Raw genomic sequence first — 11762 nt, forward strand, 5'->3', positions numbered from 1 at the left:
CCTTCCAGCTTGCGCTTCACAGTCATAGTTAAAAGAAACACATGGATCTGTCTTCACTGCTTCACCTGCTCCTGATGGGGCTGCTTGTCGCCAGCCTGCCGCTGGCGATCGTCTGGATGTCGGCCGACCCCAATAAATACCGCAAGCTGGTCTGGGTGATGGTGTTCCTTACCTTCGACCTGATCGTGTTCGGCGGCTTCACCCGCCTGACCGACTCGGGCCTCGGTTGCCCGGACTGGCCGGGCTGCTATGGCGAAGCCAATCCCTTCCTGGCCCATGAGCACATCGCCGCCGCCGAAGCGGCGATGCCGACCGGCCCGGTGACCGTCGCCAAGGCATGGATCGAGATGATCCACCGCTACCTGGCGATGGGCATCGGCGCGCTGATCCTGGCGCTGCTGTTCACCTCGGTCAAGCAATGGCGCCGCACCCATAACGAGGTCTTCAAGCCGGCCATGCCGCTGGCGCTGCTGGTCTCGGTGCTGGTGCAGGGCGCCTTCGGCGCCTGGACCGTCACCCTCAAGCTGCAGCCGGTGATCGTCACCATCCACCTGTTGCTGGGCATGATGCTGCTGGCGATGCTGGTATGGATGGGCTGCCGCGAAGACTATCTGTTGAAGCCGCCGCCGCTGGCGCGCGGTATGGAGCAAATGCGCGATCTCGTGCGCCGCCTGCGCGGCCTGCGCATCCTGTCGCTGCTGGCGGCGGTCGTGCTGGTCACGCAGATCGCGCTCGGCGGGTGGGTGAGCACCAACTACGCCACCATGGCTTGCGACACCTTCCCGCTGTGCCAGGGCGCGCTGGTGCCGGAACTCGACTTCGAGCATGGTTTCCACCTGTGGCGCGAGCTGGGCATGACCAAGGAAGGCCATTACCTGCCGTTCTCGGCCCTGGTGGCGATCCACTGGGTGCACCGGGCGTTCGCGCTGGCGCTGGCGGTGGTGCTGGTGCTGGGCCTGGCGGCCTGGCGCGCCTGGCATCTGCCTGAGGTAGGCACGACCGCGCGCCGGCTGTTGCTGGTGATGGTCGTGCAGCTGTTCACCGGCATCGCCACCGTGTATTTCGACTTCCCGCTGGCGATCGCCGTCATGCATAACGCCGGGGCCGCCCTGCTTGTCATTCTGGTGACCATGTTAAACTACCGGGTGAAGTTCCAACTCGACGCGGCCCGCGCCGCTCCGGCGCCCGAATTTGGCAATGCCTTGTTGCGCCAGCAAGCACCCTAAATGACGACCCAGACCGCCATCCACAAGCCTCCGAGCCGGTTCTCGCAATACTGGACCCTGACCAAGCCGCGCGTGACGCAGCTGGCGGTGTTCTGCGCCGTGATCGGGATGTTCCTCGCCACCGACGGCTTCCCCGGCTGGCAGACGCTGGTCGCCGGCACGGTCGGCATCTGGCTGCTGGCCGCCGCCGCCTTCGCGGTAAACTGCCTGGTCGAGGCCGAGGTCGACGCGCGCATGGCGCGCACCGCGCGCCGCGCCACCGCCTCGGGCGAGCTGAGCCAGTCGCAGACGATCACTTTTTCGGTCGCGCTGGGCGGCCTGGGCATGTATATCCTGTACACGCTGGTCAATCCGCTGACCATGTGGCTGACCTTCGTCACCTTCGTCGGTTATGCCTTCATCTATACCTTGCTGCTCAAGCCGAACACGTCGCAGAACATCGTGATCGGCGGCCTGTCGGGCGCCATGCCGCCGGCGCTGGGCTGGGCCGCGGTGGCCAATGAGGTGCCGATGGAAGCCTGGCTGCTGGTCCTGATCATCTTCATGTGGACCCCGCCGCATTTCTGGGTGCTGGCCATGTACCGGCGCGAAGATTACGCCCGCTCGGGCCTGCCGATGCTGCCGATCACCCACGGCATGAAATTCACCGGCCTGCAGGTGTGGCTGTACACGATCGGCCTGGCCGCGACCACCTTGCTGCCGTTCGCGGTCGGCATGAGCGGCCTGATCTACCTGGCGGCGGCGGTGCCGCTCAACGCCATCTTCCTGCGCCACGCTTGGCGGGTGCATCGCAACTACAGCGATATGGCGGCGCGCAAGACCTTCACCTGGTCGATCGTCTACCTGTCGCTGCTGTTCGCGGCCTTGTTGGTCGACCATTACTTCAGGTTCTGACATGAAAAAATTCTTGAGCGTAGTGGGGTTCACGGCCGTCGCGCTGCTGTCAAGCGGTTGCGAAAAATTGAGCGACAAGCCGCCAGCCTTCCACAACACCGACGTCACCGGCGTCGACTACGCCAAGGGTTTCGCGCTCACCGACCACACCGGCAAGCCGCGCACCCTCGAAGACTTCAAGGGCAAGGTGGTGGTGGTCTTCTTCGGCTACACCCAGTGCCCCGACGTCTGCCCGACCACGATGGCCGAGATGGCCACCGTGATGAAGGAACTGGGCCCGTCGAGCGACGACGTGCAGGTGCTGTTCATCACCGTCGACCCCGAGCGCGATACGCAGGAACTGCTGTCGCACTACGTCCCGGCCTTCGACAAGCGCTTCATCGGCCTGTATGGCGACGCCGCCGCGACCGCCAAGGTGGCCAAGGAGTTCAAGGTGTTCTACGCCAAGGTGCCGGGCGCCGATCCCGGCAGCTACACCGTGGACCACACGGCCGGCAGCTTCGTGTTCGACAAGCAGGGCCGCCTGCGCCTGTTCGTGCGCCACGGCCAGGGCCCGGCGCTCATCGCCCACGACCTGCGCCAACTGCTATGATGATGTAAACATCATTCATCACAGGACGGCATGGAAGCGCGACCCGGAAGAAACTACACCCGCATCGCCATCGTCGTCCTGCTGACGCTGGGCTGTCTCTATGTCTTGCGTCCCTTCCTGCCGGCCATCCTGTTCGCCGCCGCGGTCGCCATCTCCACCTGGCCCCTGTACCTGCGCCTGCTGCGCGAACTGCGCGGCCAGCGCACGATCGCGGCGCTGACGATGACGCTCACCCTGACCCTGCTGTTCATCATCCCGCTGTCGATGGTGGCCTACAACCTGGGCGACGACGTGGCGCGCGGCTTCAACGAATTGCGCGTCCTGGTCGAGCACCGCGAACTGGCGCCGCCGGCCTGGATCCGCGACATTCCCCTGCTCGGCGAAACGATCGACACCTACCTGCACGACCTGATCGCCAGCCGCGAGCAGATGCTGGCGCTGGCCCAGCGCATGATCGAGCCGGCCCGTATCTGGCTGGTCAAGGGCGGCATCATGCTCGGGACCGGCGTGGTGCAGATGAGCCTGGCCGCCTTCGTCAGCTTTTTCCTGTACCGCGACGGCAATGCGCTCTTGGCCGTGATCGCGGTGACGATGCGCAAGGTGATGGGCGAGGGCGCCGAATCGATCCAGCACACGGTCAGCCAGACCGTGCGCGGCGTGATGTACGGCCTGCTCGGCACGGCGCTGGCCCAGGCGCTGGTGGCGGCGGTCGGCTTCGCGATCGCCGGGGTGCCGGCGGTGCCGCTGCTGTCGGTGCTGGTGTTCCTGACGTCCCTGATTCCGCTCGGCCCGCCGCTGGTGTGGGGTGGGGCGACGCTGTGGCTGTTCGCCCATGGCGAGACGGGCTGGGCGATCTTCATGGCGATCTGGGGCACGGTCTTGATCAGCGGCGTCGACAACGTCGTGCGGCCGATGCTGATCAGCCGCGGCAGCAGCCTGCCGTTCCTCTTGACCCTGCTCGGGGTGCTGGGCGGCGTGATCGCCTTCGGCTTCGTCGGCATGTTCATCGGGCCGGTGCTGCTGGCGGTTGGCTATTCGCTGATGAGCGAATGGACCGGGACCGAGGATCCGATCGTTAAGCACGAGGGGGATCATGCTCACGAATAGCTGGCAATTGTCGGAGATTTTTACAGTGCGATCCCTGTGTCGGGATAAATGGTTATTTTCATTGAGCTAATTTAGTTGGCGCGAATTTTGCTATGTTGATTGTTCCATAACAAATATAGGGATGATCATGAATAAACGACTGACCGGCGCTTTGGGCGCGCTGCTGCTGGCAAGCGCGCTTCCCGCCAAGGCCGGAAGCATCGTTCTGGATTTCGAGGCATTCATTTCGCACAGCCAGATCGGGGATTTCTATAGCGGTGGGCGCGATAGCCACAATCGCCAAGGCTACCATGACTACGGTCTGAGCTTTCGCAACGAGTATGTCATGCATACGCCGCGCGGCGCCTTCCTTGGAGGGCCAGTGGAGCTGACGATTGACCCAGCCAAGCTGCGCGCAGCTCTGGGCAGCGACAAGTACTACATCTCGTTTAACGCAGCGCGCTATGACGTCGATGGCGGCGGAGTGAATGTGTTGTTCGAAGATGGGTTTTACGAACCATACACTTGGGTCTCCGGCAACGGTAACCCTTACTGCCCGACCAACCCGAGTTTCTGCGGCTTTCCGCATCTTGGGACCATGGGTAGCTATCGTGTCTATTCGGCATATGGCGACGCGATGGCCACACATATCAGCTTCAATACTGATCGCCTCGATAACCTCCAGTTCCACGCCTACACAGGCGGCGAGTTCATCCTTCCGCCACCAATCATCGGCGTGGAGCCGCTGGATCGCGTGATTCCCGAGCCGGCATCGATGGCTTTGTTGGGTGTGGGCATGCTGGGCTTGTTCATCCGCCGTCCGCGGTCTTGATGTCCTGCTTCCGGTCGGTTGTATCCGGTGCCGGAAGCGGCTTCGTCCAGAATCAACAGGTTCCCAGCTTCCACACCAGCTTGTCCCTGCCTTTTTCCAGCAACAGCACCTCGACGCCGTTCTTCACCGAGCGCGTGATCGTCACCGAACGCCCAAAGTAGCCATACTCGGTCTTGAGCGCGTCCCTGCTCTCGCTCTGCTTGACCTCGGCGCGGTCGATCTGCAGCCGCAGGTTCTGCAGGATCTGGGCGTCCGGCCAGCGCGCCGACAGGGCGACGTGGCGGGTGCGGTCGTCGCCATTGGCGTCGGGATAGCGCCGCTCGCAGGCGGCGGCGACGCCCGCATGCATCAGCGAAGCCAGGCACAACAGGCCTGCAGCCAGCCCGGGAAGCATGGAAAACCGGATGGTCATGGATCGTGCTCGAAGTTCACAAGCGCTCATCGTAACAGCAGGCGCAGCTGCTCGAAATCGATCGGCTTGGTCAAATGGTGATCGAAGCCCGCGTCCAGCGCCAGCGTGCGGTCCTTGTCCTGGCCCCAGCCGGTGGCGGCAACGAGCGTGATGTCCAGGCCGGACGGCAGGGCGCGCAGGCGCCGCGCGAGTTCGTAACCGTTGTAGTCGGGCAGCCCGATGTCGAGCAGGGCGACGTCGGGCGCGAATTCGGCCGCGACGTCCAGCGCGGCGGCCGCGGTGTGCGCCATACGCGTCTCGCAGCCGAACAGTTCCAGCGCCAGCGCCATGGTCTCGGCGGTGTCGAAGTTGTCGTCCACCACCAGCACCCGCCTGGGCGAGACCGGCGCGGCCGGTTCCGCGGCGGCTTCCGGCGCGGCGCAGCCGGCGACCAGCGGCAGGCGCAGCGTGAATTCGCTGCCCAGGCCGGGCCCGGCGCTCTCGACCAGGATCGCGCCGCCATGCAGGTCGACGATGCCGCGCGCCAGCGCCAGCCCGATGCCGAGCCCGCCCCTGGCCCGGTCGAGGGCCGGTTCGAGCTGGGCGAACATATTGAAGACCGCGCCCAGCGCGTCCGGCGGAATGCCGATGCCGTTGTCGCGCACGCGCAGTTCGGCGTGCCCGTCCGCGCAGGTGAGTTCGACGTCGATCTGGCCGCCGTCCGGCGTGTACTTGGCGGCATTGGCCAGCAGGTTGATGACCACTTGCGCCAGGCGCGTGGCGTCGCCGTCGACCACCAGCGGCGTGTCGCCAACGGACAGGCGCAGCGTATGGCGCGCCGCCGCCATGGCCGGGGCCATGTCCTGCGCCGCGCCGCGCACCAGCGGCGCCAGGTCGACCGCCGTGCGCCGCAGCCGCATCCGGTTCTGGGTGATGCGCGAGACGTCCATCAGGTCGTCCACCAGCCGTGTCAGGTGGCGCAGTTGGCGGTCGAAGGCCTGCAGCAGGCGCTCGTCGGCGCCGCTGCCGTACTTGAGCTTGAAGACGTCGACCGCGCTGCGCATCGGCGCCAGCGGATTGCGCAGCTCGTGCGACAGGGTGGCCAGGAATTCGTCCTTGCGGCGGTCGGCCGCCGTCAGTTGCAGGTTGAGCGCCTGCAGCTGCAGGTCGGCCGCGCGCTGGGCCTCGAGCGCTTCCTCGGCCACCTTGCGCGCGCCGAGCAGGGCATGTTCGTAGGCGTGGCGTCCGCTCGACCTGAACACGGCCCAGTGGTCGAGCCAGGCGCCGTCGGCGCCGGGATGGCGCACGATGTTGAGCAGCACCGGCAGGTGCCGTCCGTCCAGGGTGAGCAGGTCGACCTGGACTTCGTTCACCGCGCCTTCGCGCTGCAGCAACGGCACGCAGCGGGTGTGGTGGAACAGGCGGGCGCCTACCGACAGCAGGTCGTGGAAACGCAGCTTGCCGGTCAGGGCATCGGATGGCGCGCCGAGCCAGGCGTGGAGGGTGGCGTTGGCGCGCACGATCATGCCGCCGGCATCGGTCGCCAGCAGCCCGCACGCCGCCTGCTCGTAAAAGGCATCGACGGCGGGCAGGGCGGCGTTCATCGAAGGCTAGCGCAGCGTCTGCGCCAGGAAGACGTCGATCGCGCGCGAACTGGCGGTCGGCGCGCTCATGTGCGGGCAGTGGCCGACGTTGTCGATCACGGCCAGGCTGCTGCTGGGCAGGTGCCGGTGCAGCCACTCGCCGACCGTGCGCGGCGCGATCAGGTCGTCGCTGCACTGCAGGACCAGGGCCGGTACGGTCGACCTGGCCACGTCCGGCCGGTGGTCGGACAGGAAGGTGACGCAGGCGAAGTGGCGCGCGATCTCGGGATCGTTGCGGCAGAAGCTGTCGGTCAGTTCCTGGCGCAGCTCGGGCCGGTTCGGCGCGCCCATGATGGCCGGGGCCAGGCTCTGCGACCAGCCCAGGTAGTTCGCTTCCATGGTGTCGAGCAGCTCGCCGATGTCTTCGCGGCTGAAGCCGCCGACGTAGTCGCCGTCGTTGATGTAGCAGGGGGAGGGGCCGATCATGGCCTGGGCGGCGAAGCGCCCGGGCGCCGCGATGGTGGCCAGCATGCCGATCATGGCGCTGACCGAGTGGCCGACCACCACGACCGGTCCGGTGGCGAACTCTTCCACGACCTCGAGCAGGTCGTCGGCATGGCCGTGCAGCGACGCGTACCGGGCGCGGTCGTAGGCCGCCAGATCGGAGCCCCCGGAGCCCGTCAGGTCATAGGTGATGACGCGGAACCGGTCCTGGTAGCAGGGCGCGAGGAAGCGCCACATGGTCTGGTCGCAGCCGAAACCGTGGGCAAACACCATCGTGGCCGCTCCCTGGCCGGTCACGTGGACGTTGTTGCGAGTCTTGACGGACATTTAATGCCTTCTAATATTTTCACGCAGCCATGCACTGAAAATAACATTTTTTGTCTGCAAAGTCAGCAAAGGCAGCATGCAATCAGGGTGGAAAGGGGCGTAAACGTTTCAATCGCGCTCGTCGTTTTCATTTAAGCGGGTCAATTGCGGTATGACTTTGACCAGCAAAATGCGTGGCCCGTTCATTTTCTTGACCACGACGTCGAAATGCGGGAACGCGATGCGCTGGCCCTGCTTCGGGATGTCGCCCAGCTTTTCCATCAGCAGGCCGCCGACCGATTCGACGTCTTCCAGCCCCATCTGCTCGTTGTCGATGTCGATCCCGAGCAGGCGTTCGAGCGAGAAGATCGGCAGGCTGGCCTTGCCGATATAGGTGCCGTCGGTCTGCTTGAGCCAGTCGTTTTCGTTCATCCGGAACTCGTCGCGGATCTCGCCGACCATCGCTCCCAGCAGGTTGTCCAGGGTGACGAAGCCGACCGGACGCTTGCCCTTTTCGCCGATCAGGGCGAAGTGCGGCGCGCCGCCGCGGAAGCGCCGGAAGATGTCCTGGGCCGGGGTGCGCGCCGAGATCGACTCGACCGGGCGCAGGAACTGCGTCAGGTCGGTGACCGGGCGGCCCGCCTGCAGCGCGAAATACAGGTCCTTCAGGTGGATGATGCCCAGCACTTCCTCGCCTTCCTCGTCGAAATACGGGTAGCGCGAAAAGCGGTTGCGGCGCACGGTTTCCAGGTTTTCTTCCAGCGAGCGGCTGGCGTACAGGGCGCTGACCTCGTTGATCGGCCGCATCAGCTCGGATACCTGCAGCGTGCTGAAGTCGAGCGACTGGGCCAGGATGTTGCGGTCGTCCTGGGTGATCTGCTCGCCCGGCGTGGTGGTGTTGGTATTGGTGCGCAGGATGAGCTTGAGCTCGTCGAGCGAGTAGTGGGTGTCGTGACCGCCGGCGCCGGCCAGGCCGGCCATGCGCAGCACGGCGTTGGCGCTGGCATTGAGCACGGCGATCGCCGGGTACATCGCCCAGTAGAAGCCGTACAGCGGCATCGCGCACCACAGGGCCACCGATTCCGGCAGCCGGATCGCGAGCGACTTGGGGGCCAGTTCGCCGACCACGATGTGCAGGAAGGAGATCACCGAGAAGGCCACCACGAAGGACACGCCGTGGATCAGTTCCTCGGAGGTGACGCCGAGGAAGGCGAACACCGGCTCGAGCAGGCTGGCGAAGGCCGGTTCGCCGACCCAGCCCAGGCCCAGCGAGGCCAGGGTGATGCCGAGCTGGCAGGCCGACAGGTAGGCGTCGAGCTGGCCGTGGACCTTGGCCAGGATGCGTCCGCGCAGGCCGGTGGTCTTGGCGATCGCGCGCACGCGGGTCTTGCGCAGCGTGACGATACTGAACTCGGCCGCCACGAAGAAGCCGTTCAGCGCCACCAGGAAGAAGGCGAGAACGACAAATAAAATGTTTTCCATACTGGTTTTGTATTAACAAAAGGCAAAGCCAGGGGTCATTGTACAACCTGACTTGTCTTTATTCCCTGTCAAGCGCTTCCTTGTGCACGGCGGCCAGGATGGCCTCGACCGCCGGATGCTTGATCTTGCGTTCGTTCGAGATCGCATAGAAGTGCTCGCGCACCTCGGGCACCCGGCCCACCAGCTCGGCCCCGAGCTGGACCTTGATGTCGGCCACCGGCGCCGCCGGGGTGAAGAACAGGCCGAGTCCGCGCCGCCCGAAGGTATTGAGCAGGGCGTTGTCCTCGAACTCGCCGACCACGTCGGGCCGGATCGCATGGCGCTCGAACCAGTCGTCGATCTTGCCGCGCAGGGCATTGTTGCGGGTCGGGAGCAGGATCGGGGCGCCATGCAGCGAGGCCGGGAAATCCTTGCGGTAGTTCTTGGCCAGGGCCGGGGCGCCGACCACATACATCTCGTTCTCGGACAGCAGGTGGCTGAACACGCGCAGCGTGGTCCCGGTCGGCACCGCGCGGTCGGTCAGCACCACGTCCAGCTTGTGCAGGGCCAGGTCGCCCAGCAGGGCTTCGTACTCGTCTTCATGGCACACCAGGCGCACCGGAATGGCGAGCTGGGTTGTCACCTCGAGCATGCGGTAGGCGGTGAACTTGGGCAGCGAATCCGAAATGCCCACCGCGAGCCGGATGCGGGCGCTGTCCGAGGCGTCCAGCGCTTCCTGCATCTGTTCTCCCAGAAGAAAGATCTGGTCGGCATAGGACAGCGCCAGGCGGCCGGCCTCGGTCAGGTTCAGGCGCCGGCCTTGCTGATTGAACAGTGCTTTGCCAAACGCCTGTTCAAGCAAGGTAAGCTGTGTGCTGACAGTCTGGATCGCCAGGCCAAGGCGCTCGGCGGCGCGCGTGATGCTGCCTTCCTTGGCAACCACCCAGAAGTAATAAAGGTGACGGAAATTGGGTGGCGCGTGGTTCATGGCTTCTGTTTTTCGGAAGTAATATTTCGATTATCTTCGCTTTTTCAATAAGCGCCAAGCTTTTACAATATAGCTCGCCGACACTGTTGGCGTATAACTTTTATAAGAGGGAAAAACTTATGAAGTACTTTACCTGGTCATTCATCGTGACCGCAGTCTGTCTCGCGCTCTCCGCATGGTGGGGCTTCGAGCATGGCGGCATGAGCGCCGCGTTCACCGCGCTGGGCGTGGCGGCCATCCTGGCGGTGATGGAAGTCTCGCTGTCCTTCGACAACGCCGTGGTCAACGCCTCGGTGCTCAAGGGCTGGGACGAGTTCTGGATCAAGCTGTTCCTGGGCGTCGGCATCATCATCGCCGTGTTCGGCATGCGGCTGGTGTTCCCGCTGGTGATCGTGGCCGTGGCCGCGGACCTGGGCGCCGTCGAAGTGTGGAACCTGGCGCTGACCGATCCGAAGGCGTTCTCGACCCACCTGACCAACCACCACGCCGAAGTGGCGGCCTTCGGCGGCATGTTCCTGCTGCTGGTGTTCCTGAACTTCATGCTGGACGACGAGAAGGAAACCCACTGGCTGGGCAACTTCGAAGCCAAGATCGGCGCGCTGGGCAAGGTGTCCTCGATCGCCGTCATGATCGCGATCGCCGCGCTGCTGTTCAGCATGACTTATGTTGAAGAAGCGCAGAAGATGGTCGTCCTGATCGCAGGTATGTGGGGCATCCTGGTCTATGTCGGTGTCGACATGCTCAGCAGCATGCTGGAAAAGAGCGAGTCCGAAGCCGGCGCCGTCGGCGACGCGGTCAAGAAGGGCGGTATCGGCGGCTTCCTGTACCTCGAAGTGCTGGATGCCTCGTTCTCGTTCGACGGCGTGATCGGCGCCTTCGCGATCACCAGCGACGTCGTGATCATCATGCTGGGCCTGGCGATCGGCGCGATGTTCGTGCGTTCGATGACCGTGTTCCTGGTGCGCAAGGGCACGCTGGACGAATATGTCTACCTGGAGCATGGCGCGCACTACGCGATCGGCATCCTGGCCGTGATCATGCTGGCGAGCATGAAGTGGCATGTGCCCGAGCTGATCACCGGCGGCGTCGGCGTGGCCTTCATCCTGGCTTCGCTGTGGAGTTCGCTGCAGTACAAGAAAAAGCACGCGGCGCTGGAAAGCGGTGCGTAAATGACAAATGACCGCTCCCGCCGGAGCGGTCCAGAATCCGCGGCGAGTGGCTGAACACCAGCTCGCTGCGTTTGCAACCCGGTGTTCATTAACTAGGAGAGTCTCATCATGGCAATCAGTCTGCAAAAAGGCGGCAACGTCAACCTGTCGAAAGAAGCCCCGGGCCTGACTTCGCTGAAAGTCGCCCTCGGCTGGGACGTTCGCGCAACCGATGGCGCAGCCTTCGACCTCGACGGCGCGGTGTTCCTGCTCAATTCGTCGGGCAAGGTACGTTCGGACAGCGACTTCATCTTCTACAACAACCTGAAGTCGGCCGACGGCTCGATCGTCCACTCGGGCGACAACACCACCGGCGCCGGCGAAGGCGACGACGAGTTCGTCACCATCGACCTGACCAAGGTGCCGGCCGACGTCGACAAGGTCGTGCTGGGCGTGACCATCCACGACGCCGAAGCCCGTCGCCAGAATTTCGGCATGGTCGGCAAGGCCTTCATCCGCTGCGTCAACAACGCTACCAACCAGGAAGTCGCGCGCTACGACCTGTCGGAAGACAGCTCGACCGAAGCGGCGATGATCTTCGGCGAGGTGTACCGCAACGGCGCCGACTGGAAGTTCCGCGCGATCGGCCAGGGCTTCAACGGCGGCCTGGGCCCACTGGCCCGCAACTACGGCGTGAACGTTTAAGGTAATGTAGGGGCGGTTCAAGGAACCGCCTCATGAAAGGAAGCCA

The 11762-nt window shown here is 64.5% G+C and carries 12 protein-coding genes; 7 read left to right on the forward strand and 5 right to left on the reverse strand.

Going from position 1 to position 11762, the window contains the following annotated elements:
• The first annotated feature begins 41 nt into the window (after positions 1-41).
• The 5 genes from KY496_RS23320 to KY496_RS23340 all read left to right on the forward strand — a co-directional run bounded on the left by KY496_RS23320 (position 42) and on the right by KY496_RS23340 (position 4630).
• Complete coding sequence (locus KY496_RS23320) at positions 42-1226, forward strand: heme A synthase (protein WP_219862654.1); 1185 nt, start codon at positions 42-44, stop codon at positions 1224-1226.
• Positions 1227-2120 carry a heme o synthase gene (gene cyoE / locus KY496_RS23325; protein WP_005668129.1) on the forward strand — a complete coding sequence of 298 codons (894 nt, stop codon included), beginning with the start codon at positions 1227-1229 and terminating at the stop codon, positions 2118-2120.
• A gap of 1 nt (position 2121) precedes the next feature.
• On the forward strand, positions 2122-2712 hold the full coding sequence (locus KY496_RS23330; RefSeq protein ID WP_005668130.1) for an SCO family protein: 591 nt from the start codon (positions 2122-2124) through the stop codon (positions 2710-2712).
• 30 nt (positions 2713-2742) lie between these two features.
• A complete protein-coding gene (locus KY496_RS23335) occupies positions 2743-3819 on the forward strand; it encodes an AI-2E family transporter (RefSeq protein ID WP_005668131.1) in 1077 nt (358 codons plus the stop codon).
• Between the two features lie 127 nt (positions 3820-3946).
• Positions 3947-4630 carry a PEP-CTERM sorting domain-containing protein gene (locus KY496_RS23340; protein WP_005668132.1) on the forward strand — a complete coding sequence of 228 codons (684 nt, stop codon included), beginning with the start codon at positions 3947-3949 and terminating at the stop codon, positions 4628-4630.
• A gap of 52 nt (positions 4631-4682) precedes the next feature.
• On the opposite strand, the gene KY496_RS23345 is transcribed toward KY496_RS23340, so the two are convergent.
• The 5 genes from KY496_RS23345 to nhaR all read right to left on the reverse strand — a co-directional run bounded on the left by KY496_RS23345 (position 4683) and on the right by nhaR (position 9863).
• Positions 4683-5042: a hypothetical protein gene (locus KY496_RS23345; protein ID WP_219862656.1), complete on the reverse strand. Its 360-nt coding sequence runs from the start codon at positions 5040-5042 to the stop codon at positions 4683-4685.
• A 26-nt stretch (positions 5043-5068) separates the two neighbouring features.
• The gene (locus tag KY496_RS23350) at positions 5069-6625 is read right to left on the reverse strand and encodes an ATP-binding protein (RefSeq protein WP_219862658.1); all 1557 of its coding nucleotides are present in this window, start codon (positions 6623-6625) and stop codon (positions 5069-5071) included.
• Between the two features lie 6 nt (positions 6626-6631).
• On the reverse strand, positions 6632-7435 hold the full coding sequence (locus KY496_RS23355; protein ID WP_219862660.1) for an alpha/beta fold hydrolase: 804 nt from the start codon (positions 7433-7435) through the stop codon (positions 6632-6634).
• 108 nt (positions 7436-7543) lie between these two features.
• Positions 7544-8896, reverse strand: coding sequence for a hemolysin family protein (locus KY496_RS23360; RefSeq protein ID WP_071360340.1), 1353 nt, complete (start codon positions 8894-8896; stop codon positions 7544-7546).
• Positions 8897-8954: 58 nt separating this feature from the next.
• Positions 8955-9863, reverse strand: coding sequence for a transcriptional activator NhaR (gene nhaR / locus KY496_RS23365; protein ID WP_005668138.1), 909 nt, complete (start codon positions 9861-9863; stop codon positions 8955-8957).
• 119 nt (positions 9864-9982) lie between these two features.
• On the opposite strand from nhaR, the gene KY496_RS23370 reads away from it, so the two are divergent.
• Both KY496_RS23370 and KY496_RS23375 read left to right on the forward strand, forming a co-directional pair.
• On the forward strand, positions 9983-11032 hold the full coding sequence (locus KY496_RS23370; protein ID WP_184235497.1) for a DUF475 domain-containing protein: 1050 nt from the start codon (positions 9983-9985) through the stop codon (positions 11030-11032).
• Between the two features lie 108 nt (positions 11033-11140).
• Positions 11141-11716, forward strand: coding sequence for a TerD family protein (locus KY496_RS23375; RefSeq protein WP_005668140.1), 576 nt, complete (start codon positions 11141-11143; stop codon positions 11714-11716).
• Positions 11717-11762 lie beyond the last annotated feature (46 nt).

It is taken from the genome of Massilia sp. NP310 (genome assembly GCF_019443485.1).
Classification (GTDB): Bacteria; Pseudomonadota; Gammaproteobacteria; order Burkholderiales; family Burkholderiaceae_D; genus Telluria; species Telluria timonae.

Bases quoted from the DNA above. Each gene is read 5' to 3' on its own strand.
- nhaR (WP_005668138.1), bottom strand. From the start codon at position 9,863: ATGAACCACGCGCCACCCAATTTCCGTCACCTTTATTACTTCTGGGTG.
- KY496_RS23370 (WP_184235497.1), top strand. From the start codon at position 9,983: ATGAAGTACTTTACCTGGTCATTCATCGTGACCGCAGTCTGTCTCGCG.
- KY496_RS23335 (WP_005668131.1), top strand. From the start codon at position 2,743: ATGGAAGCGCGACCCGGAAGAAACTACACCCGCATCGCCATCGTCGTC.
- KY496_RS23360 (WP_071360340.1), bottom strand. From the start codon at position 8,896: ATGGAAAACATTTTATTTGTCGTTCTCGCCTTCTTCCTGGTGGCGCTG.
- KY496_RS23345 (WP_219862656.1), bottom strand. From the start codon at position 5,042: ATGACCATCCGGTTTTCCATGCTTCCCGGGCTGGCTGCAGGCCTGTTG.
- KY496_RS23320 (WP_219862654.1), top strand. From the start codon at position 42: ATGGATCTGTCTTCACTGCTTCACCTGCTCCTGATGGGGCTGCTTGTC.
- KY496_RS23330 (WP_005668130.1), top strand. From the start codon at position 2,122: ATGAAAAAATTCTTGAGCGTAGTGGGGTTCACGGCCGTCGCGCTGCTG.
- KY496_RS23340 (WP_005668132.1), top strand. From the start codon at position 3,947: ATGAATAAACGACTGACCGGCGCTTTGGGCGCGCTGCTGCTGGCAAGC.
- KY496_RS23375 (WP_005668140.1), top strand. From the start codon at position 11,141: ATGGCAATCAGTCTGCAAAAAGGCGGCAACGTCAACCTGTCGAAAGAA.
- KY496_RS23350 (WP_219862658.1), bottom strand. From the start codon at position 6,625: ATGAACGCCGCCCTGCCCGCCGTCGATGCCTTTTACGAGCAGGCGGCG.
- KY496_RS23355 (WP_219862660.1), bottom strand. From the start codon at position 7,435: ATGTCCGTCAAGACTCGCAACAACGTCCACGTGACCGGCCAGGGAGCG.
- cyoE (WP_005668129.1), top strand. From the start codon at position 1,227: ATGACGACCCAGACCGCCATCCACAAGCCTCCGAGCCGGTTCTCGCAA.